Annotated in this window: 1 protein-coding gene; it reads left to right on the plus strand. The window is 40.7% G+C overall.

The window, feature by feature from the left end:
- Window positions 1-58 precede the first annotated feature (58 nt).
- Window positions 59-354 (plus strand): EscU/YscU/HrcU family type III secretion system export apparatus switch protein (locus tag AB4585_RS23470; protein ID WP_372171181.1); only part of this gene is annotated, 296 nt, incomplete at its 3' end.

Genomic DNA, 354 nt, shown 5'->3' on the forward strand with positions numbered 1-354 from the left:
ACTAACAGGACTCAAGCGACTCTTTAGTCATGAGGTTTTAGTCGACCTATTCAAAAACATCGTCAAGATCAGCATCGTCTTTTACCTGCTGTACTCCACACTCAGCACTGAACTAGGAGCTATGAGCAACCTCTCTCGTGGCTACCTCGGTAACTCACTTGGTTACTTTTTTTCGGTCATCAAAGAGCATGTATTCTCACTAATCACAGCCTTCATCATATTTGGCATGATTGACGCTCCGTACCAAAAATTTAAATTCCTCAAAAAGATGAAAATGTCACTTCAAGATGTGAAAGATGAAATCAAAAACTCCGAAGGTAGACCCGAAATTAAACAACGCATTAAGCAAGCGGT

The sequence above is a fragment of the Vibrio sp. 10N.222.49.C9 genome (assembly GCF_041474985.1).
Lineage (GTDB): Bacteria > Pseudomonadota > Gammaproteobacteria > Enterobacterales > Vibrionaceae > Vibrio > Vibrio crassostreae_C.